Consider the following 21,062-nt stretch of genomic DNA (forward strand, 5'->3'; position numbering starts at 1 on the left):
CAGGGACGGTCGGGAGGCAGGGACGGTCGATTCGGTGAGCGTTCGGGTCGGTGGGTCGTGGTCCGGTTGGGGGCTCAGGAGATGTACGGCCGGGTGGCACGCGCGTCGCGGAGCGCGAGGCCCCACCAGGCGAGCTGGTCGAGCATCGGTCCCACGGACCTGTCCTGGTCCGGCTCGAACAGGTCGTCCAGGAGGTTCAGACCGACGCCGTTGCGCAAACTCACCGCATGCAGCTCGGTGAAAACGGAACGCAGCTGCTCGACCGCGTACAGTCCGCGCGAACCGTGGCCGTAGCTCACGAAGGCGACCGGCTTGGCCCGCCACTCGTCGTACGCGTAGTCGATGGCCTGCTTCAGCGAAGCCGGGAACGAGCGGTTGTACTCCGGCGTGACGACGACGAACGCGTCGGCGCGTGCGACCTCGTCGGTGAACTCCCTGATCCCGGTGGTGGCCCGGTCCGGGTAGTGGGCCGGGAAGTCGTAGTCGATCAGGTCGACGACGGAGAGCTCCAGATCGTCTCGCGGGGCCGCCCGCTCGGCGAACCACCGTCCCACGGCCTCACCGACCCGGCCCTCGCGCGTACTTCCGATGATGACGGCGACGCGCAGCGGTGCCTCCGGCTCCGGGTCGCGAGGCTGCATGTCGCGAGCCTCCCCGCCCTCCGCTTCCCGGTGCTCCCCACCCCGGTGCCGGGTCTCCGGAGCCCGGCCGTTGCGTCCGCCGAGGTCCCCACCGCCCTGGCCCCGATCCCGGTCCCGGTGCTCGCGCCGGTCCTGGTGCCGGTCCTGGTCCTGGTCCTGGTCCTGGTCGTGCACGAGGCGCCTCCTCCCGTCTCCCCGGGGCCCCGGCCGTCCTCCCCGGTCCCACCCCATGGGCGCGAGAACGCGGGGCGCGGCCGCCAGATCGGATCTGGCGGCCGCGCCCCGCGAGGTGCCCCAGGACGAGGGGAGATCAGTCCTCGTGCACGTAGAAGGTGTAGAACATCACGCAGAACGTGGCCGCCGCGATGATCACGGACAGGACGACCGACGTGAGGATGCTGTCGCCGGACAGGCTGTTGAGGTAGCCGACCGAGCAGCCGACGAGCGCCGCGTACGCCACCGCGCGCAGCTCCCGCGGAAGGCTGTGCTGGTAGCGGCCCAGCGCGTAGCAGAGCCCGGCGATCGCCAGGCAGGAGATCAGCCCGATCGCGAACTGTGCGCCCGCGGACTCTCCGGACATGCGGGCGATGAAGGACGTGTAGAGGCCGTAGATCACGCCGATCACGGCCGGCAACACGATGCCGAGGGTGGTGCCGTGGTGCCGCTCGGGCACCGCCGCGTGGACCATGGCAGGGCTCCTTCCGCTGCCCCCGATTCCCCTTCCCACCAGCGCACACCCGGCCGGCGGGTGCGGCAAGTGGATCAGGCGGGAGCGCGGCGGACCCGGGACCGGGCACGGATCAGGCGGGAGCCCCGGAGGACCCGCGACCCGGGACCGGGCGGCGGCACGGCGCCGCCCCGGGCGAACAGGCGGGGACGGACCGGGCGGCCGTCCGGGCGACCACGTGCCCGTCCCCGGGCGGGCGTCCCGGCCCCGGCGCCGCACGGCGCGGGGCACCCCGCCCGGTTCCGCCGCCCGCGTGCGTACCGCGAACGGCTCAACAGAAATGTCCGCGATCGACCGTGCGGCCCATGCTGACGCCATGAGCCAACACACTGCACGGAGCACGCCCGGAGCGGGTCCGGACGCCGGCTGGGCGGCGGGGGGCACGCTCTTCGCCGGCGTCCTGATGATGGTCACGGGCATCATCAGCATCTTCGAGGGGATCGCCGGGATCGTCGAGGACGAGGTCTACGCCCGGGTCGGCAGCTACGTCTTCTCGTGGGACCTCACCGCCTGGGGCTGGGTCCATCTGGTCCTCGGGATCCTGGTGGCGGTCACCGGCTGGGGGATCCTCAAGAACATGGAGTGGTCGCGCTATCTGGGCGTCGCCCTGGCGTCGCTGAACATCATCGTCCAGTTCCTGTTCCTGCCCTACCAGCCGGTGTGGGCGATCTTCTCGATGGCCGTCTCGGTGTTCATCATCTGGGCGCTGGTGACCACGGAGTCGCGCACCGCGGCCTGACCGGGCGATCCGTCCGTGGGCGGCTCTCCTCTGCACGAGCCCCCGCAAGGACTGCGGAGTCCGGCTTCCCGCACCGCGCACCGGGGGCCTGTCGTGCCCCGGTGGCGCTCGCCGGCCGCCGGGCGGGCACGGTACGAACACGCCGAGGGGGCTCGAACGCTCCGAGAGCCCCCTCGGCGTCCCCCCGCGTGTCCGCGCCCGGGGCACGGGCGCTTCCGCGGACCGGCCGGCGGTCAGGAGCCGGTGCGCGAGGGCGAGCCGGGGCGTGGTGGCCCGCTGGGTGCCCTGCTCCAGCCGGTCGTGGGCCGTCCACTGCCCGGGAGTCCCGCCCGGCTCTCAGCCTCCGTTCGCCATCAGCTCGAACTCGAACGGGTCGTGCGACGAGAAGATCCGCACGAGACGTGGATGGGCCCGGCGCAGCCGCATCAGCCGCTCCAACTGGCCCAGGCGCATCTCGTGGTCGTCGGCGACGAGCCGCTGGTGCAGCGCGAGCGGCCGGGGGCAGCGCGGTCGACGCAGGTCGATCTCGCCGTGGAAGAAATAGGCGTCGCCCGCGTGCAGCAGCCAGCGGTCCGGCTCCTGGACCGCCACCGCGCTGTGGCCGCGGGTGTGACCGGGCAGCGGCACCAGCAGGATGTCGGGGGCGCGCAGCACCCGGGAGGCCGAAAAGCCCATCCAGTCCGAGTCGGCGTGGTCGTGGACGACCCAGTCGACGCCGTGCGCCCACTGGGCGGGCAGGTAGCGGTTCGCCTCGAGGCGGGTGTCGCGCCGCATGGCCGCGCGGTACTCGTCGGCCATCACGTGGACCCGGGCGTGCGGGAAGTCCGCGAGGCCGCCGGCATGGTCCAGGTCGAGATGGGTGATAACGATGTCCTTCACGTCGTACGGGTCGTAGCCCAGCGCCCGGACCTGGTGGACGGCCGTGCGCGACAGGTCCAGCTCCGGCCGCATCGTGCGGCGGAAGAGAGTGCCGAGCCGCCGGGGATCGGAGACCTCCGCGGCGCCGAGGCCGGTGTCGACGAGGACGAGCCCGCTCCCGGTCGCGATCAGGAGGCAGTGCGCCACGAGCGGGCCACCGCCCAGGGGGCGCATCGGCGCGCAGTCGAGGTGGTGGATGGTGATGGCCGAGCGCCGCTGACGGGTCGGGGTCGTACGCACAGACATCTGTGCCTCCTGCTCACAGGGGGATACCCGGCGCGAGGCGGCCGGGCTGGGAGAGGATGGTGGCTGTGCTGTTGTGCTCGGCGGACCGTTCGCTCGTGGCTCCGGTCCCGGAAGGCGCTCATACGGACGGCCGCGTCGTGCGCGGCCGTTCCGTCTTGCATCTCGCCCTGCCTCCACAGCAGTTGCGCCACTTACACCGTAAGTACGAGACAGGAGCGAAGCACTTACGCTGTAAGTCGTCAAGCGTTACCGCACGTAGCCACCCGAAAGAGGAGCCTCGTCCATGGCCCGAGGAGCACGACCTGAAGTCCCCGGCCCTCGCGAGCCGTTGAGTCGGGACCGGATCGTCGGGGCGGCACTGGTGATCATCGACGAGGAGGGCGTGGAGGCGCTGTCCATGCGCCGTATCGCGGCCCGCCTCGGCGTCCAGGCCATGTCCCTCTACAACCATGTGCGGAGCAAGGACGACATCCTGGACGGGGTGACCGATTTCATCACCACCGACATGCGGATGCCGCGCCGGGTGACGGGTGGCTGGGAGGAGGGCATCCGCGACATCGCGTACGGCTTCCGCAGGGCGTCCCTGCGGCACCCGCGGGCCTGCGAACTGGTGCTGATGCGGCAGTTGTCCACCCCCACCGCGCTCGCGCCGGTGGACACGATGATCGCGATGATGCTCGACCACGGCTTCGACGCGGAGATCGCGGTGCACGTGCTGCGGCTGTTCATCTCCTTCCAGGTCGGCACCCTCCTGCAGGAGGTCCGCAGCGCACCGGGATCGGGCCGCGAGGGCCGGGGTCCGGACGAGAGACTGGCCACCCGCACCGCCTACTTCGCGGGCTCCGGCTTCCCCGCCGTCGCGAAGGTCGCACCGATCCTGGCCGTGAACGACCACGAGGCCGAGTTCGCCTTCGGCGTCGAACTGCTCATCTCGGCACTGCGCGGACTGGCTCCGGTGGCGCAGGACTGACACGGCCGGCCGGCGCCGCGGGGCCACGGCCCGCCCACCCGTCCCAAGGCTCGGCGGGCCCCGCGCGGGCGCAGGCTGGAGCAGCGGTCCGGTCTCCGCACCGGTCCACCGAGTGGCCGAACCCTGGCCGGGGGCGCACCCTGGTGCGTATGAGATCGAGCCATGGCACACGGAACGCCGTCATGGCCGCCGCGGCCGCCGTCGCGCTCGCGGCCGGGATGACCGGCTGTGCGAACGACAGTGGCGAGACGCCGAAGTCGGTGGCGTCCAAGGCGGGTGAGGCCGTCGAGTCGGCAACTGCGGCAGCGGCCTCCGAGATGGCGAAGATCAAAGGCGGTCTGAACGCGAAGGCCGACGTGAAGGCCGGGCCCACGGAGGCCGTGAACAACCGCCTTTCCAACGAGATCACCGCGACGAACCCCACCGACGCGGCCGCCGACTACACGGTCCTGGTCAACTGGAAGGACAGCAGCGGGAATCTGCTGGACGCGACCGTCGTGTCGATCGACGCGGTTCCGCCCGGCGGCACGAAGTCGGCGACGGCGCAGACCCATCGGGACCTGTCCGGTACGCCGCCGGCCGAGATCGGGCAGGCGCTACGGCACTGAGGGGCCGGCACGGCGGCCCCGCCACGAGCCCGGCCCCCGTGGGCCGACCGGGCGGGCGGGCCGCCGGTCCCGTGCCGAACTCTGCCGGGCCGTGGGCCGTTGGCCGGTCATGGAGCCGGGAATCGCAGTGCGGCGCGCCGCCGCGTGGACCGCGGGAGCGCTGCTCGCCGTGGTGTCGGTGGTCGTCGGCTGCCGGGCGCTCGACGTCGACGGCCCGACGCCCGTGCCGCAGTTGCTCGCGTTCCTGCCGTGGCTGCTGCCGCCGGCCGGACTCGCCCTGCTGATGGCCGCGTTCACCCGTCGTCCGGTGCTCCTGGCCTGGGCGCTGGTCGCGCTCGCCGTCACGGGCTGGTTCGTGCGGCCCTACGGACCCGAGCCCGGGCCGCCGCGCGGGCCCGTCGTCGCCCGGCTCGACGTACTCACCGCCAACGTGGGGTTCGGGCGGGCCACCCCGGACCTGATCGACGCCGTCCGGCGAGAGCGCCCCGACCTCGTCTTCGTCCAGGAATGCGACCGCGTCTGCTCCGCCGCGCTCGCGTCGGGCCTCCCGCGCCGGGACTACCCGTACCGCCGGATCGTGGAGGGCGATCTCGCGGCGGGCTCCGCCATCCTCTCCGTGCATCCGCTCAGCGGCACCGCCGGGATCCCGGGCGCGCTCGCCATGCCGGGCGCCGAGGCGCCCATCGGCGGGCGCACGGTCGGGCTGCAGCTCGCCCATCCGCTGCCGCCCGTCCCCGGCGGTCTCGGCGCCTGGCGGGCGGGCCTGGACCGGGTACGGGCCTGGGCGTCCGGCAACCGGGGGACCCCGGCCATCCTCGCGGGCGACTTCAACGCCGGACAGGACCACGCCGCTTTCCGCCGAGTCCTCGACGCGGGCGGGCTGCACGACAGCGCCCGGCTCGGCGGCGCCTTCCGCACCCCGTCCTGGCCGGCCGCCGCACCCCGGCCGCTGGGCACACAGATCGACCATGTGCTGGTGAGCGATGATTTCGGCGTACGCGGCGCACGGTTCCTCGACCTCCGAGGAACGGACCACCGCGCGCTGCTCGTCGCTCTCGACCTGCACAAGGGGTGACCGTGAAGGAGCGAGTACGGCTGACGCCGCCGACGTGGCTGGTGTCGGGGCTGCGCCCGCAGCCCACACCGGTCAACCGGGCGGCGGTCGTCCGCGCCGCCGTGGCGCTGTCGGCTCCGTTGGCCGTGGGCTTCGCCGTGGACCGGCCGGTGCACGGGGCGCTGGTGTCGATGGGCGCGCTCTCGGGAGTCATCGGCGACACCGCCGACGCCTACCGGATGCGGATCTTCAACATCGCCGTGCCCCAGGCTTTCGGCGCCGTCGGCGTCACGCTCGGCACGCTGGTGTACGCCCAGGGGTGGCTCACCGTCGCCGTCCTCACGACGGTGGCCCTCGTCTCCGGAATGATCTCGTCGATCGGTGCGGTCGCCTCGGCCTCGGGACTGCTGCTGCTGCTCAACGCGGTCATCGGGTCGGGGCTGCCGCTGCCCCGGCCCTGGTGGACGGCACCACTACTCCTCGGGCTCGGCGGTCTGCTCGTGCTCGCGCTGGCCCTGCTCGGCTGGCCGCTGCGCGGGGGCGCGCCCGAGCGGTCGGCGGTCGCCCGCGCCTACCGGGCGGTCGCGGACCTGCTGGCGGCGGCCGGCGGGAGCACGTACGACGAGCGCCGCCGGGCCGTCACGCAGTCGCTCGACGACTCGTACGACCTGATCCTCGCCCGCCGCGCCCGCGACCACGGCCGCAATCCCACGCTGGTCCGGCTGCTGGCGCAGCTCAACGCCCTGGTCCCGGTGGTCGAGGCGGCGCCCGCCGCGCACCAGCGGGGCCACCCGCTGCCCACCGCGATCCCCGCGGCGGTACGGACGCTCGCGGACGCCGTCGAACGTGGCCGCACGGGCCCGTACGAGCCGCACCTGCCGCTGCCCGCCACACCCACCGAGCGGGCGGTCGACCACGCCCTGCGGCACGCGACGACCGTCGTCCTGGGGCCGGAACCCGATCCCCACCACGTGGACGACCGCCTCGGCCGGCCCGCCGCGCTCGGGACCCGTGTCCGCCGCACGGCGCGCGATGTGCTGTTCTCCGAGGCGTCCTGGCGCTACGGACTGCGGCTCGCGCTCTGCATCGGCCTCGCCCAGGCGCTGGTCTCGATCGTGGAACTGGACCGGTCCTACTGGGTCGCCCTCACCGTCACCTTCGTCATGAAGCCGGACTTCGGCTCGGTCTTCTCCCGCGCTGTGGGACGCGGACTGGGGACGGTGGCGGGCCTGGTGGTCGCGGCCGCCGTACTGGCCGAGGTGCCGCGCGGCTGGTGGGACGTGCCCGTCATGTTCCTCCTCGGCGGCCTCATCCCCGCGTTCTCGGCGAAGGGGTACGCCTTCCAGACGGCGGCGATCACCCCGGTGATCCTGCTGCTGTCCGACCTGCTCAACCGCCAGGGGATCGGGCTGGTAAGGGCACGGCTCGTGGACAGCCTGATCGGCTGTGCGATCGCGCTGGTCGCGGGGTACCTGTTGTGGCCGGAGAGCTGGCACAGCCGCATCGGGGACCGGCTCGCGGACTCGGTCGACCAGGCCGCGAACCATGTGGCGCTGGCGTTCGGCACCGATGCCGAACGGGGCGAGCGGGCACGGTCCCGGCGCCGGCTGTACCGGGACCTGTCGGCCGTGCGCTCGGAGTTCCAGCGGGCGCTCACCGAGCCGCCGCCCACGGGCACGCGCGCGGCGGCGTGGTGGCCGCTCGTCGTCGCCGTCGAGCGGATCGCGGACGCGACGACCGCGGCCCGGGTCCGGGTGGACCACGGCGCCCCGCCGCCCACGCGGAGCGAGGTCGACGAGGTCGTACGGCACCTGCGCGAACTCGCCGGGGACATCCGCTCCCGGGGGGAACCCGCCGCGGTGCGGGCGCCGCTGGAGGGCGACGAGTCCGGCGTCCTCGAACCGCTGCGCCAGGAGGTGACTGCGGCCCGCACGATCGCGTCGCCGTCCCCGGCGTCCGGTACGCAGGGGCCGTGACGGCGGGGACGGACGGTCCGGACGGGAGGCCCCGGTACGTGGCGGTGCCACGGCGCCCGGGCGAGGCGCACCGTGCCCAGGGGCCGGACCTACGGGACCGTCCTCGGCACCGCCCCCGCAAACCCTCACTCCACCGGACACAGACCGGACCCGGCACCGACCGGCGGCGTCCCCGTCCCCCGTCCTCGTCACCGGGACGGGTGGCCGCGGCCGTGGAGGCGCTCCATCTCCCGCCGGTCGCGCTTCGTCGGCCGGCCCGCGCCCCGGTCCCGCACGCCCGTCGGTGCGGTGAGTTCCCGTGGCGGGGGCGGCGGGCTGTTGTCCACGTAGCACTGCACCGCGGCGGGCGCCCCGACCCGCTTGCGGATGATGCGGGAGACCACCACGATCCGCTCCCGTCCCGCGTGGAGGAGGCGCACCTCGTCCCCGGCCTTCAGCGCGTGCGCGGGCTTGACGCGCTCCCCGTTGACCCGGACATGGCCTCCACGGCAGGCGGTGGCCGCCTGCGAGCGGGTCTTGGTCAGCCGCACGGACCAGATCCAGCTGTCGACCCGCACCGTCCCTTCCGCGGCCCCCGGGGCCCCCGCGTCATCCGCCATACCACCGAGGGTACGGCGGACGACTACGATGCGCTCCGTCCCCCCGTCGCGGAACCACCCCTTCAGCGCGGCCGAGACCCTGATCCATCGCCACATGCCCTGCCATACAAGGACATTCGATGAGCAGCAACCCCGGCAGAGGGCTCCAGCCCAACGTCCTCGGTACGTTCGACACCATCGTGATGGCGGTCGCCGGCAGCGCCCCCGCCTACTCGCTCGCCGCGACCACCGCCGTCCTGGTGGGCGCCGTGGGCCTGGCCGCTCCCGCCGCCCTGCTGTACTGCGCGATACCCATGCTGGGCATCGTCCTGGCCTTCGGCCGCCTCGGCCGGATCGACGTCAACGCCGGAGCCGGCTACTCATGGGTGGGCCGCACGCTCCACCCGTTCCTCGGCTTCCTCTCCGGCTGGGCCCTGGTCGTCTCCGCGACGATCTTCATGGTGGCCGGCTCCCTGCCGGCCGGTGCGATGACCCTCGCGCTCTTCGACCCGGGCCTCGCCGACGACAGCGGGCCGGCGGCGCTGGTGGGCGCCTGCTGGTTCCTGGTGATGCTGCTGGTGGTCCTCGGCGGGGCACGGCTGACCGTGCGGGCACAGCTGCTGATGACCGGCGTCGAGGTGCTGCTGCTGGTGCTGTTCCTGCTGGCCGCGCTCCTGCACAAGGGTTCAGCGGCCGCCTTCGACTGGTCCTGGCTGGGCTTCTCTCACTTCGACGGTGCCTCCGGTTTCGCCTCGGGCGCGCTCATCGCCGCGTTCTACTACTGGGGCTGGGACGTCACCAGCAACCTCAGCGAGGAGACGCGCGACAGCCGCAGGACCGCCGGTGTCGCGAGCCTCGTCGGCGTCGGCGTGGTGCTGTTGTTCTTCGTGGCGTTCACGGTCGCCGTCAACGTCATCCTCACGTCGGAGCAGAGCCGGGCGGGCGGCGGCAACGTCCTCGGCGTGCTGGGCGACGAGATCTGGCCCGGCGTGGGCGGCAAGCTGCTGATCGTCGCGGTGATGCTGTCGACGGTGGCCACCCTGGAGACCACCCTGATCCAGGTCACCCGCTCGCTGTTCGCGATGGGCCGGGACCGCACGATGCCCCCCGCCCTCGGCGCCGTGCACGAGCGCTGGAACACCCCCTGGGTCGCGATCGCCGTGGTGGGGGCGGTCGCGCTGGTGATGCTCTTCGCCGCGACGGCACTCGGCTCGGTCGGCGACGTCCTCTCCGACGCCGTCAACGCGATCTCCCTCCAGATCGCGGTGTACTACGGCCTCGCGGGTATCGCCGCCGTCGCCGCGTACCGCGGCATGGTGCTGACGTCGGTGAAGGACTTCCTGCTCGGCGGGGCGTGGCCGCTGCTCGGCTCGGCCTTCATGTTCTGGATCTTCTTCGAGTCGCTGAGCGAGCTGAGCACCGCCTCGATCGTGATCGGCCTCGGCGGGCTGGCGGCCGGGGTGGTCCCGATGCTCTGGTACTGGCGGCGGGGCAGCACGTACTACCGGCCCGCGAAGCTGGACGCGGCACGGGTCATCGAGGCGGAGTTCGCGTACTCCGGGGCCGCCTCCGCCCGGCACGACGGACCTCGCGACGCCATGGCGACGGACTTCTGACCGCGGAAGGCAGGCTGGGACATGGTTGCCGACCGCCGCCGTTTCGAGCCGGTCCTCGACCCGGACTTCGGTGACCGCGCGCTGACGGAGGCCCGCCACGACATCGTGATCGGGCGCTGGCAGGGGGTGCGCGACCTGCTGCACGCCACCGGGCCCGACTGGCCGCGCCGTACCCACCGGCTGCGGCAGCTCTCGCACGCCGCGGCGGGGTCCTCGGCCGTCGAGGCCTGGTGGGCGGCCGAACCGGAGAACCCGGACGCGGCCGTGCTGCGCGCCGCGACCGCGGTGGTCCGGGTCTTCGACGACGCCATCGCGCGGGGCCGGGGCACCTCCGTGGACCGCGACCGGATCGACGTGGCGGTGATGGCCTGCATCGGTGCCGCCGAGGCGGCCCCCTCGGACCCGATGCCCTGGGTGTCGTTGCTGACGGTGGCCCGGCTCTACGACGGCGGTGTCGGACGGCGTCAACTGCGTTCCTGGTGGGACGAGTTGCGACGGCGCGACCCGGACAACATCGAGGGCCACGTGCAGTTGCTGCGCTACTGGTCGGCACGCTGGCACGGCACGCACGGCTCGATGTACGACATCGCCCGCGACGCGGCGGGCGCGGCCCCGCCCGGCTCCCCGCTTCCGGTGCTCGTGCAGATCGCCAGGGTGGAGGAGTTCCGTTACGTGGCGGAGGGCTCCCGCGGCCGGGCCCCGGTCCGCGACTTCGGCCAGCACTGGAAGCACGAGCTCGCGGTGACCGAGGTGCGGCGCACCTGGGAACGCTGGATCGGCGCCCGGCCGCCGGGCCCGGTCCTCCCCGAGGAGGTGGGCGAGCTCAACCATCTGACGCACGCCGCCTGTTACGCGGGCGAGACGGACGTGGCGCGCCGGCTGTTCGAGATGCTGGGCACCCGGGCGGCACGGGTCCCCTGGTCGTACACGGGCGATCCCGCCGAGCAGTTCGCCCGGTTCCGCGCGGCGACCGCCTCGGACTGACGCCCCGGCCGGCGCGCAGTGCCGCCGCGGACGGGCGCGGCCTCCCCCGTGGGCCCGGCGGGAGCGGCCGGGCCCACGGGGCTCACCGGGGTCAGACGCCGATGCCGCGGCCGTCCTTGCGGTAGACGGCGACGACCGACGGGCGCACGAGGCGGCCCGGTCCGTCGGGCCACACCGAGGCGGGCTTCTCGACGGTCGCCCCGTCGACCTCTCCCGGATGCTGGACCGCCACGATCACCCGGCGGTCCTGGATGATCGGACCGCAGGTCTCGGCACCCTTCGGCACCGTGAGGAACTGCCTCAGCTCACCCCGGCGCTCACCGGTGGTCGCGACCCCGAACAGTCCGTCGTGCGAGCCGAGCTGGGCGCCGTCGGTGGAGATCCACAGGTTGCCGTGCGGGTCGAAGGCCACGTTGTCCGGGCAGGAGATCGGGCTGACCTTCTCCTTCGGATAGCCGGCGAAATACGTGGCCGGGTCCTCCGGGTCTCCCGCGACCAGGAACAGCCGCCAGGCGAAGCCGTCGGAGGACGGGTCGTCCCAGTGCTCGGCGAGTTCCAGGATCTGGCCGTGCTTGTTGAGGTTGCGGGGGTTGGCCTCGTCCGCGCCCGGCTTGCCGGTCTTGCCCCGGTCGCTGTTGTTGGTCAGTGCGACGTACACGCGGCCTGTGCGCGGGCTCGGCTCGACGTCCTCGGGGCGGTCCATCTTGGTGGCGCCGACCTTGTCGCCGGCGAGGCGGGTGAAGACGTACACCTCCTCGGCGGTCATGCCCGGGACGTGCGAGACGTCACCGGTGGCCAGCGGGATCCACACGCCGCTGCCGTCGAACTCGCCGTCGTTCGGGAGCTTGCCGGTGCCGTCGATGTCCTGGGGGGAGTCGCCGGTGAGTTTCGCGACGTACAGCGTGCCCTCGTCCAGCAGCGTGAGGTTGTGCGCGCGGGCGGCACGGCTGTCGCCCTTCTTCATCCGCTTCGACGAGACGAACTTGTAGAAGTAGTCGAATCGCTCGTCGTCGCCCATGTAGACCACCGGGCGGCCGTCCCGGGTCAGCCGGGGCTGCGCGGCCTCGTGCTTGAAGCGGCCGAGGGCCGTGCGCTTGCGGGGCGTGGAGTCCGGGTCGTACGGGTCGAGCTCGACGACCCAGCCGAAGCGGTGCGACTCATTGGGCTCCCGGGCCGCGTCGAAGCGCTTGTCGAAGCGCTCCCACTTGCGCTCGGTGGCACCGGTGGTGAGGCCGTAGCGCTTGTCGGTGGCGCTGGTGCCGTTGGCGAAGTACTGGTTGAAGTTCTCCTCGCCGTGGAGCGTGGTGCCCCAGGGGGTCGTGCCGCCCGCGCAGTTGTTGAGCGTGCCGAGGACCTTGGTGCCGGTCGGGTCGGCGGACGTCTTGAGCAGGTCGCTGCCCGCGGCGGGGCCCGTGAGGCGGAACTCGCTCGTGGCCGTCAGACGGCGGTTGAGCCAGTGGCGGGTGACGGGCGTGAGCTTGCCGCTCCTGCGCTCCTCCTGGACGACGACCACGGACAGGCCGTGCGCGGCCCAGGCGATCTCGACCTGCTCGCGGGTCGGGTTGGCGGCGTCGTAGCCCTTGAACATCAGCTGCTCGTCCGTGTACTCGTGGTTGGCCACGAGCACCTGGCGGCCGTGCTCGCGCAGCGGCAGCAGGCTGAGGAAGTCGTTGTTGTAGCCGAACTGGCCGGCCTGCGCCCTGGCCGTCTGCCGGTCGGCGTCGAACGCGGGCGCGCCGCGCAGGATCGGCTCGCCCCAGCGGATCACCACGTTCTGGGCGTAGCCCTCGGGAACGGTCACCTTGTCGGCGGTGTTGGGCTCGACCGGCGTGAAGCGCAGACCGCGGGCGCCGTCGCGTGTGCCGCCTCCGTGCCCGCCGCCGTGGCGGGCGTCACCGGCGGCGGGCACGGCGGCGGCCTGCGCGGACGGTGCGTTCTGCGCGACGACGGCACCACCGGCGGCGGTGGCGACGGTCACGACCGCGGCGGTACGCATCATCGAACGCCGCGACAGCGTCCCGGCGATGACATCACCGGCGTACTCGTTGTCGCTGGTGTTCGGCACCTCGTGGAAGCAGGCGTCACCGCAGCGGTACCGGCAGGTGAGAGCGGAACGACCGCCCGGGTGGTTCGAGCTCAGGAGCGGCAGCATTCTGCGCACGTCTTCCCCTATCCCCTCGGCGCCCCGCGCCGACATCGTGTCGGAATGTCTCCGGCCGCGACGGTAGGGGCACATGTGTGCAGTGCGGCGGCAGCCAGGTGAACGCGGGATGAATCCGGAGCGACCGGGGCGCTCTTGACGCGGGAGGGGCTTGCGCCCGTACGGAAGAGGCGGCCGCTAACCTTACGTGTCCGCGCTGGCCGGAGCTGCGGCGTTGCCACAGACGAGCCGGACAATGCCGGAAAATGCGGACATTGATCGCACCCAATTCACGCGAAAGGCCTCGCTCATGGGCATTCGGAGCTTGCTGCGAAAGGTGTTTGGACGCGAGCGTACGGAGTCGTCCTCACCGGCCTCCACGACGACCCCGACCGTCCCCGCCTCCGTCCCGCCCCAGGCCGAGGCCCCCAACCCGCAGGACCGTGCGGCGGATCTGGTGGCGGCGGCGTTCGACACTCCCCCGGGCACGCGCCCGACGATCCCCCCGGCCCGGACGCCGTCCACGCCGGATGCCGCCGCGGCGGGCGAGAATGCGCCGGACGCGGCCGCGGGGACGGAACCGGCCGATACGGCCGGACGGGACAAGCCCGCCGAGGACGGTGCCACCGCGATCGCCCCGGCTGCGGGGACCGAGGACGCTCCGGCCGCCGGGACGGCTTCCGCCTCGGCGGAAGCGCCCGCGGCGGAAGCGGCGGAAGCGGAGACGAAGCCGACCACCGAGGACGCGGACGGCGCGGTGCCCGAGACCGCACCGGCCGATGCGGCCGTCTCCGCCGGGGCCGGGGCCGCGACGTCCGGGACCGCAGTGGACGAACCCGCTCCTGCCTCCGGCGCGAGCACGGACGCGGAGGAGGCCGAACCGCTCGCGGGTGGGGCGACCGCCGAGACCGAACCGGCGGCCGGGACGGCTACGCACGCCGACGCCGCGGTCGCGAAGCCCGCGAAGCCCGCGAAGGAAGACACGGCCGAGGCCGAAGCCGCAGCGGACGCGAGCGACGCCGAGGGGCCCGCCACCGAGGCGGACACCGCTACCGACACGGCGAAGGCGGAGCCCGCCACCGCGGCCGACAGCAAGGCGGACACCACCGCGGCCGACACCGCTCCCACGACGCCGGAGCCCGTCGCCGCCGACGACGACGGCGCCGAGACGGCCCCTGCCTCCGACGGGGCCGCGGCCGAGGAGCCGGCCGCCGACGCGGACCCGGCCCCCGCCGCGGACGCGACCGTCGAGGCCGAGGCGAAGTCAGCCCACGCGACCGTCGAGGCCAAGCCCGAAGCCGCGAACTCCACCGTCGAGCCGAAGCCCTCGGTCGACGTCGCCGCCCCTGAGCCGGTCGCCACCGCGGCCGACCCCGAGCCCGAGCTCGCCGCCGACCCCGAGCCCCAGGCCACCGCCGAGGCGGGGACCACCGCGACGGCCGCCGACCCCGAGCCCCAGGCCGCCGCCCAGGCCGCCGCCGAGGCGGGGACCACCGCCGAGCCCGAGCGCGAGTCCCAGGCCGCCGCCGACCCCGAAACCGACGCCGCCGAGAAGCCCGTCCCCTCACCCACCGACGCCGGGAAGAACCCCGGGTCGATCGCCCCCGAGCCGACCCCGGAGCCCGAAGCCGAGCCCGAGCCGATCGCCGCCGAGGCGGGGACCACCGCGACCCCCCTCACCAGCGGCGACACCGCCGCCACCGGCAAGCCCGCCTTCTCCCTCGCGCGCGTCAAGGCGCGGGCCGCGGCGCTCGTCGGCGCCTACAAGGCGGCCGGGGCGGCGCTCAAGGAGGCGGGGGCGGCCGGGGCACGGGCGAAGGTGTACCTCGTGCTGGACCGGTCCGGGTCGATGCGGCCGTACTACAAGGACGGCAGCGCACAGCAGCTCGGCGAGCAGACCCTCGCGCTCGCCGCCCACCTCGACGAGGACGCGTCCGTCCACGTCGTGTTCTTCTCGACGGACGTCGACGGCACCGGCGAGCTGACGCTCGCCGAGCACGAAGGCCGCGTCGACGAACTGCACGCGGGCCTCGGGCACATGGGACGTACCAGCTACCACCGGGCCGTCGAGGAGGTCGTCGCGCACTTCGAGAAGTCCGGCGCCGACGGCCCCGCGCTCGTCGTCTTCCAGACCGACGGCGCGCCCGACGCCAAGCAGCCCGCGAGGCAGGCGTTGGCGGAGGCGGCCGGAAAGCCGCTGTTCTGGCAGTTCGTGGCGTTCGGCGAGTACGACGCCAAGGGCTTCGACTTCCTGCGCAAGCTCGATGCCGACGCCTCCGTGGAGAACGCCGCGTTCTTCCACGCGGGCCCGGACCCCCGCGAGCTCACCGACGAGGAGCTCTACGAGGGTCTGCTCGGCGCGTTCCCGAAGTGGCTGGACCGCCGCGGCGGCTGATCGCGTCGACCCGACCGGTGCGGCCGTCCGGCCGCACCGGTCGGGTGGCGGGACTCCACGCCCGAGACGCGGCCCGGTCGAAGGCCCGGACCCCCGAGCCCCGGCTCCGCCCGTACCGTCCCGCTGCGGCGCCTTCCGCACTGCCCGCGGGGGCCCGGTCCGGTGGGCGCCCGCCCGCCCGGATCGGGTGGACGCGATTCATGCGTGTGAGTCGATCTTCCGGCGGCCGTTAGGATTTCGACCATGGCGGCCACTGGATCCGAGAAGCAGGGGACGAGCGAAGGCGTGAAGGCCTTCTACGTATCGACCCCCATCTACTACGTCAACGACGCTCCTCACCTGGGCCACGCCTACACGACCGTCGCAGGCGACGTGCTCACGCGCTGGCACCGTCAGCGCGGCGAGAAGGTGTGGTACCTCACCGGCACGGACGAGCACGGTCAGAAGATCATGCGCACCGCGGAGGCGAACGGCGTCACCCCGCAGGAATGGTGCGACAAGCTCGTGGAGGAAGCGTGGAAGCCCCTCTGGGAGCACCTGGAGATCGCGAACGACGACTTCATCCGCACGACCGAGCGCCGGCACACCGACCGCGTCCAGGAGTTCGTGCAGGACCTGTACGACAAGGGCGAGATCTACAAGGGCGGGTACGAAGGCCCGTACTGCGTGGGCTGTGAGGAGTACAAGCTCCCCGGCGAGCTGCTGGACGGCGAGGGGGACTTCGCCGGCGAGAAGCTGTGCCCCGTGCACAAGAAGCCGGTGGAGATCCTCAAGGAGGAGAACTACTTCTTCAAACTGAGCGAGTACGGTCCGAGGCTGCTGGAGCTCTACGAGGCCAACCCCGGCTTCATCCAGCCCGAGTCCGCCCGCAACGAGGTCGTGAACTTCGTCAAGCAGGGGCTGCAGGACCTGTCGATCTCCCGGTCGACGTTCGACTGGGGCATCCCGATCCCGTGGGACGAGAAGCACGTCATCTACGTGTGGGTCGACGCCCTGCTGAACTACGCGACGGCGGTCGGCTACAACGAGAACCCGGCGAAGTTCGCGGACACGTTCCCCGCGAACGTCCACCTCGTCGGCAAGGACATCCTCCGCTTCCACGCGATCATCTGGCCCGCGATGCTGATGGCGCAGGGCCTTCCGGTGCCCGGCAGGGTCGCGGCCAACGGCTGGCTGATGGTCGGCGGCGAGAAGATGTCGAAGTCGAACCTGACCGGCATCAAGCCCCAGGACCTGACCTCGCACTTCGGCGTGGACGCGTACCGCTGGTACTTCCTGCGCGCGATCGCGTTCGGCCAGGACGGCTCGTTCTCGTGGGAGGACTTCTCCGCCCGCTACACGAGCGAGCTCGCCAACGACTACGGCAACCTGGCGTCGCGGGTCGCCGCGATGGTGGGCAAGTACTTCGGCGGCTCGCTGCCCGGGGCCACCGCGAACGGCGAGGCCGAGAAGGCGATCCAGGAGGGCCTGGCGAAGGCCGTGGCCGAGGCCGACCGCAGGATCGGCGAGGAGCTGGACTTCCAGGGCGGCATCCTGGCGGTCTTCGACTTCGTGAAGCAGGTCAACGGCTACATCACGGAGCAGGAGCCGTGGAAGGTCGCCAAGACTGCATTTGATCATGCTGCTGGCGCAGCGGGCTCCGAGGAGGGCCGCGCCCGCCTCGCGACCATCCTCTACACGGCGGCCGAGTCGTTGCGGGCCGTGGCCGTGCTGCTGAACCCGGTCATGCCGGACACCTCGCAGAAGCTGTGGGACTCCCTGGGCGCGGAGGCGTCGCTGGGCGCCCTGGCCGGTCAGCGGGTCCAGGACGCCGCGGAGTGGGGCGGGCTGCCGGCCGGCTCGACGGTGACGAAGGGCGCGGTGCTCTTCCCGCGTCTCGAGGAGCCCAACAAGGCCTGAGCAGCCCGGGGGTGCCCGCGGAGCCGACGCCTCCGGTGCGCACGCGCACCCGACCGGCCCCGCCGGAAACCGGCCGCGGCACGTCCGAGCGCATGGCAGGGCCGGGGAGACACGGTTTCCCCGGCCCTGCCGCGTGTCCGCCCTGCCTCGTGTCCGCTGCCGCGTAACCGCCCGGCAGCGGGGCGACGGGCCGACGCGCAACGAGGCCGAACCCCGGCGTGCGGTGCGCAGCGGGGCCGACGCGCACCGAGCGACACCCCAGCCGCCGACGCGCAACGGGGCCGACACACCCCCAGCCGCCGACACGCAACGCTGCGGACGGCCCGGCGGGCGACGCACAACGAGGCCGACACTCCAGCGGGCGGCGCGCCCACCGGCTGTGCCCACCGTTCTGCGGCCGGGGGCCGCCGCCGGCCCGCCGGCCGCTCAGCGCGCCAGTGAGGCGCTGTCGCCCATCACGACCACCGGCCGCTTGTCCGGATCCAGCCGGCGCAGCAGGTCGGCCATCCGGTCCAGTCCGAGCGAGACGCAGCCCTGGGTCGGTCCGTCGTGGTCGACGTGGATCCAGACGCCCCCACCCCGGTCCCAGCCCAGGGGTCGCCGCTCGTCGAGCGGGGTCAGTCCGGACTCCCGGTTGTAGTTGATCGCGACGACGTAGTCGAAGGAACCCCGCAGGGTCTCGCCCCGGAATCCGGTGCCGATGGCCACGAACTCCTCGGACTGGTGGTACGGGAGTTTCGTGCCCGGGTCGGGCAGCCGGCCGCCGGCGTCGGTGAGCCCGAAGACGCCGATCGGCGAGCGGTGGTCCCCGGCCCAGTGCTCGTCGGTCCATCCCTTCAGGGCGTTGTGCGCGGGCCACGGGCCGGCGACGGCCCTCCAGCGCCCGTTCTCGTCGCGCTCGTAGAGCGTGGCCGTGGACTCGCTGGAGTTCGTCGATCTCCCGCTCACCAGGAACGCCTGGTCGGTGGCGTCGGGAACGAGCTCACTGGTCCTGGGCCCGAGTCCGGGGAGCCCGGCGGTTCCCGCACGGTCGGCGGCGGGCGGGCCGGGGTGTGGTGCCGCGGGGGAACCGGCCGGGCCGGCGTGCGGCGCTCCGGCGTGCGGCGCCGCGGGGAGGGGGCCGGCGACGGGGGGCGGCGCCGAGGGCTTCGCGCAGCCCCCGAGCAGCAGTCCCGCGGCCAGCAGTGGCAGCGCTGCTCTGGTCAGTACGGTGCTGAGCACTCCGCGATGTCCTCTCGTGATCCTCGTGCGGTGCGAGCGGCCGGACGGTCCGGGCGATTCACACGGCGCGTGCGGTCCGGGCGGCCCCTGCGGCGCGTCCCGCGCCCGGTGGCCGGCTCCCGGTGGGCCGTCGACGGCTCCACGCGTGCATTCCCGCCGGCGTGCCGCCCGTCGTCGGCGCGGCGCCGTGAACGACTCGGAAGGAGCACGAAAACAACGCGGAAGGGCCCGGAACCCGAGGACGCCGTGGGGCGTCCCCGATGGTTCCGGGCCCTTCCGCGATCACTGCCGCGCCGGCGCCGTCGTGCGGCGGGCCCGCTCGGCGGGCCCGTCCCTCACCGGGCGGACGGGTGCGGCACCGACCTCACTTGGTGGGCTTGTACGGCGTCGGCTTCGCCGGCCCCTTGTAGATGCCGATGTGCAGCTCCTTCAGACGCGCTTCCTCGACCTCCGCGGGGGCGCCCATCAGCAGGTCCTGCGCGTTCTGGTTCAGCGGGAACGCGATGGTCTCGCGGATGTTCGGCTCGTCGGCCAGCAGCATCACGATGCGGTCGACGCCCGGGGCGATGCCGCCGTGCGGCGGGGCGCCGTACTGGAAGGCGCGGAGCATTCCGGAGAACTCGCGCTCGACGGTCTCACGGTCGTAGCCCGCGATCTCGAAGGCCTTGAACATGATGTCGGGCTCGTGGTTCCGGATGGCGCCGGAGGACAGCTCTACGCCGTTGCAGACGATGTCGTACTGCCAGCCGAGGACGTCCAGCGGGTCCTGCGTCTCCAGTGCCTCCAGACCGCCCTGCGGCATGGAGAAGGGGTTGTGCGAGAAGTCGAGCTTCCCGGTCTCCGGGTCCTTCTCGTACATCGGGAAGTCGACGATCCAGCAGAACCGGAAGACGTTCTCCTCGAAGTGACCGGAGCGGCGCGCGGCCTCGACCCGCACCGCACCCATGATCTTGGAGACCTCGTCGAACTCGCCGGCGCCGAAGAACACCGCGTGTCCGGTCTTGAGGCCCAGACGCTCGGTGAGGACCTTGACGTTCTCCTCGGTGAGGAACTTGGCGATCGGGCCGGAGAGCGTGGGGGTACCTCCCAGGCCCTCGGGGCCGTGGGGGCCTTCGTCACCGACGCGGACCCAGGCCAGGCCCTTGGCGCCCTGCTCCACGGCGTACTCGCCGAGCTGGTCGAAGAACTTCCGCGGCTGGTCCTGGACGGCCGGCACCGGAAGGGCGCGGACGTGCTTGCCCGCGAAGGCCTTGAACTCGGAGCCCTCGAAGACGTCGGTGATGTCGACGAGCTCCAGCTGCGCCCGCAGGTCCGGCTTGTCGGAGCCGTACTTGAGCATCGCCTCACGGAACGGGATCCGCGGGAACGGCGAGGTGACGTGGCGGCCACCGCCGAACTCCTCGAAGAGCTCCGTCATCAGCCTCTCGACGGGGCGGAAGACGTCCTCCTGCTCGACGAAGCTCATCTCGATGTCGAGCTGGTAGAACTCGCCGGGCGAGCGGTCCGCGCGGGCGTCCTCGTCGCGGAAGCAGGGCGCGATCTGGAAGTAGCGGTCGAAGCCCGCGATCATCAGCAGCTGCTTGAACTGCTGCGGCGCCTGCGGCAGCGCGTAGAACTTGCCGGGGTTCAGCCGGGACGGCACCAGGAAGTCACGGGCGCCCTCGGGGGAGGTCGCCGTGAGGATCGGGGTGGCCATCTCGTTGAAGCCGAGCGCGGTCATCTTGTGCCGGATGGCGGAGATGACGGCGGTGCGCAGCATGATGTTGCGGTGCATGCGCTCGCGGCGCAGGTCCAGGAAGCGGTACTCCAGGCGCCGCTCCTCGTTGACGCCGTCGTCCGTGTTGATCGTGAAGGGCACCTGGGCCGAGGAGCCGAGCACCTCGACGTCGGTGACCTCGATCTCGATCTCGCCGGTCGGCAGGTCCGGGTTGACGTTGTCCGTGCCACGGGCGGATACCTTGCCGTCCACGCGGACGACGGACTCCTTGCTGAGGTGGCTCAGGGCCTCGTTGGCCGGGGTGCCGGGGCGGGCGACGAGCTGGACCAGACCGTAGTGGTCGCGCAGATCGATGAAGAGGATGCCACCCAGGTCTCGGCGATTGTGCAGCCAGCCGCTCAGCCGGACGTCGGTGCCGACGTCAGAGGCGCGGAGCTCGCCGCAGGTGTGGGACCTGTACCGATGCATCGTCGTTCATCCAGTCTTCGCGGTGGGGGATGTGGGCGGACCCACCCAGGTTACCGCCCGGCCCGTGGTCGCCCTCCCGGATTACGGCGCGGTGCCGGGCGTCCCGGCGGCACCACGGATCCACGGTGACCGGCCGGCCCCTCCGACCCAGCGGGTGTGGGCCGG

At 72.9% G+C, this 21,062-nt stretch carries 16 protein-coding genes; 9 read left to right on the plus strand and 7 right to left on the minus strand.

The genetic code is table 11. From position 1 onward, the window contains the following. Window positions 1–74: 74 nt before the first annotated feature. Window positions 75–641, minus strand: coding sequence for an NADPH-dependent FMN reductase (locus O7595_RS15935; RefSeq protein WP_269732507.1), 567 nt, complete (start codon window positions 639–641; stop codon window positions 75–77). A gap of 310 nt (window positions 642–951) precedes the next feature. After that, complete coding sequence (locus tag O7595_RS15940) at window positions 952–1,329, minus strand: hypothetical protein (RefSeq protein WP_269729348.1); 378 nt, start codon at window positions 1,327–1,329, stop codon at window positions 952–954. Between the two features lie 355 nt (window positions 1,330–1,684). Here O7595_RS15940 and O7595_RS15945 point away from each other — a divergent pair, with 355 nt between their 5' ends. Continuing rightward, entirely contained in the window at window positions 1,685–2,107 is a 423-nt protein-coding gene (locus O7595_RS15945) for a DUF7144 family membrane protein (RefSeq protein WP_269729349.1), read from the plus strand. Between the two features lie 336 nt (window positions 2,108–2,443). Here the strand turns inward: O7595_RS15945 and O7595_RS15950 are convergent, their stop codons facing one another. Next, window positions 2,444–3,271 carry an MBL fold metallo-hydrolase gene (locus tag O7595_RS15950; RefSeq protein WP_269729350.1) on the minus strand — a complete coding sequence of 276 codons (828 nt, stop codon included), beginning with the start codon at window positions 3,269–3,271 and terminating at the stop codon, window positions 2,444–2,446. A 283-nt stretch (window positions 3,272–3,554) separates the two neighbouring features. On the opposite strand from O7595_RS15950, the gene O7595_RS15955 reads away from it, so the two are divergent. From O7595_RS15955 to O7595_RS15970, 4 genes are all read left to right on the plus strand, one after another. Then, complete coding sequence (locus O7595_RS15955) at window positions 3,555–4,241, plus strand: TetR/AcrR family transcriptional regulator C-terminal domain-containing protein (protein WP_269729351.1); 687 nt, start codon at window positions 3,555–3,557, stop codon at window positions 4,239–4,241. 149 nt (window positions 4,242–4,390) lie between these two features. Beyond that, complete coding sequence (locus tag O7595_RS15960; protein WP_269729352.1) at window positions 4,391–4,849, plus strand: hypothetical protein; 459 nt, start codon at window positions 4,391–4,393, stop codon at window positions 4,847–4,849. Window positions 4,850–4,958: 109 nt separating this feature from the next. After that, window positions 4,959–5,924: an endonuclease/exonuclease/phosphatase family protein gene (locus O7595_RS15965; protein WP_269729353.1), complete on the plus strand. Its 966-nt coding sequence runs from the start codon at window positions 4,959–4,961 to the stop codon at window positions 5,922–5,924. Between the two features lie 41 nt (window positions 5,925–5,965). Next, window positions 5,966–7,879 carry an FUSC family protein gene (locus tag O7595_RS15970; protein WP_269732508.1) on the plus strand — a complete coding sequence of 638 codons (1,914 nt, stop codon included), beginning with the start codon at window positions 5,966–5,968 and terminating at the stop codon, window positions 7,877–7,879. Window positions 7,880–8,067: 188 nt separating this feature from the next. On the opposite strand, the gene O7595_RS15975 is transcribed toward O7595_RS15970, so the two are convergent. Continuing rightward, entirely contained in the window at window positions 8,068–8,478 is a 411-nt protein-coding gene (locus tag O7595_RS15975; RefSeq protein WP_269729354.1) for an RNA-binding S4 domain-containing protein, read from the minus strand. 119 nt (window positions 8,479–8,597) lie between these two features. On the opposite strand from O7595_RS15975, the gene O7595_RS15980 reads away from it, so the two are divergent. Both O7595_RS15980 and O7595_RS15985 read left to right on the plus strand, forming a co-directional pair. Next, complete coding sequence (locus O7595_RS15980) at window positions 8,598–10,073, plus strand: APC family permease (protein ID WP_269729355.1); 1,476 nt, start codon at window positions 8,598–8,600, stop codon at window positions 10,071–10,073. A 21-nt stretch (window positions 10,074–10,094) separates the two neighbouring features. After that, on the plus strand, window positions 10,095–11,057 hold the full coding sequence (locus tag O7595_RS15985; RefSeq protein WP_269729356.1) for a hypothetical protein: 963 nt from the start codon (window positions 10,095–10,097) through the stop codon (window positions 11,055–11,057). Window positions 11,058–11,148: 91 nt separating this feature from the next. Here the strand turns inward: O7595_RS15985 and O7595_RS15990 are convergent, their stop codons facing one another. Continuing rightward, a complete protein-coding gene (locus O7595_RS15990; protein ID WP_269729357.1) occupies window positions 11,149–13,218 on the minus strand; it encodes a PhoX family protein in 2,070 nt (689 codons plus the stop codon). Window positions 13,219–13,534: 316 nt separating this feature from the next. On the opposite strand from O7595_RS15990, the gene O7595_RS15995 reads away from it, so the two are divergent. Together O7595_RS15995 and metG are read left to right on the plus strand one after the other, a co-directional pair. Next, entirely contained in the window at window positions 13,535–15,592 is a 2,058-nt protein-coding gene (locus O7595_RS15995; protein WP_269729358.1) for a VWA domain-containing protein, read from the plus strand. A gap of 243 nt (window positions 15,593–15,835) precedes the next feature. Further along, window positions 15,836–17,491 carry a methionine--tRNA ligase gene (metG, locus tag O7595_RS16000; protein ID WP_269729359.1) on the plus strand — a complete coding sequence of 552 codons (1,656 nt, stop codon included), beginning with the start codon at window positions 15,836–15,838 and terminating at the stop codon, window positions 17,489–17,491. A gap of 426 nt (window positions 17,492–17,917) precedes the next feature. Here the strand turns inward: metG and O7595_RS16005 are convergent, their stop codons facing one another. Together O7595_RS16005 and aspS are read right to left on the minus strand one after the other, a co-directional pair. Continuing rightward, a complete protein-coding gene (locus O7595_RS16005; RefSeq protein ID WP_269729360.1) occupies window positions 17,918–18,712 on the minus strand; it encodes a hypothetical protein in 795 nt (264 codons plus the stop codon). 364 nt (window positions 18,713–19,076) lie between these two features. Beyond that, entirely contained in the window at window positions 19,077–20,897 is a 1,821-nt protein-coding gene (gene aspS, locus O7595_RS16010) for an aspartate--tRNA ligase (RefSeq protein WP_269729361.1), read from the minus strand. Window positions 20,898–21,062: the final 165 nt, after the last annotated feature.

It is taken from the genome of Streptomyces sp. WMMC940 (assembly GCF_027460265.1).
In the GTDB taxonomy this organism is placed as follows: Bacteria; Actinomycetota; Actinomycetes; order Streptomycetales; family Streptomycetaceae; genus Streptomyces.